Source organism: Bacillus sp. P4_D3, from assembly GCF_056401855.1.
The window spans coordinates 1-950 of record NZ_JBFUIN010001011.1 but is presented as its reverse complement, the minus strand read 5'-3'; the positions used below and the strand labels follow the sequence as shown (position 1 = coordinate 950).

Genomic DNA, 950 nt, shown 5'->3' with positions numbered 1-950 from the left:
ATATAAGCTTCTAGCAATTTTTCTGAACTAGCATTACTAGATGAATAAGCTAGGCACTCTTCTGCTGCTTCTTCTTTTCCATACTTTATTAATAAATCTCCTGTCTTTTGTAACAAAGCTCTACTTGTTAATGCAAAATCGAAAGTCGGACCTTCAAATATTATTTTCTCTATTGAATTTGGATACATCGCTACATATAACAATGCTAAATACCCACCGAAAGAATGTCCTATTACAGACCATTTATCAATTTTTAATACTTTTCTTAGTTCTTCACAATCTTGAATTAAATCACCTAGTCCAAAAGGTTCTTCCTCAGTAATTACTTCCGAACGACAAACTCCTCGTTGGTCTAACATAATTACATACAATGATTCTTTTAATCGTTCCGCTTGATGAAATGAAAAATCATAACAGCTCTCTCCTGGTCCGCCGTGCAAATATAATACTGGTTTATTTTTAGGACTTCCATGTGTTTCAACATATAGCTTTTTCCCTCTAATGTTCATATATTTCCCAACTTCAATCAAATTTGTTTTTATTATCATCACCTTCTTTTTTTACTGAATATTATAACATTTAAACTTAAATAATCCCTATTACATTTAAAAATACGATAACTATCGCAAGTGGTGCTACAAATCGAAGTAAAAATGCCCAGATAGTAAATACTATCTTTCCGTAATTTCCACCTATAAAAAATTCAGCTTCTAACACTTTCTTTTCCATTTTGAATGATACGAAAATACTAATAAATAATGCTCCGAGTGGCATTAATATATTACTAGATAAGAAGTCTATCGCATCAAAAATATTCTTCCCAAAAATCGTAATATCACTCCATACTCCAAATGATAACGCAGATGGTATACCTACTAGGAAAATGCAGAAACCGATGATCCATGATAGTTTATTTCTTCTTTCTTGCTCGCCATTTGCTAATGCTGAAA

Annotated in this window: 1 protein-coding gene and 1 pseudogene; both read right to left on the bottom strand. The window is 31.7% G+C overall.

Translation table 11 applies throughout. The features are described from left to right. Positions 1–548, bottom strand: a 548-nt coding sequence (locus tag AC1DTM_RS28790; RefSeq protein ID WP_477001519.1) for an alpha/beta fold hydrolase, incomplete at its 3' end; no start/stop codon positions are given. 37 nt (positions 549–585) lie between these two features. After that, a pseudogene (locus AC1DTM_RS28785) lies at positions 586–950 on the bottom strand (sodium-dependent transporter); the annotation flags it as partial.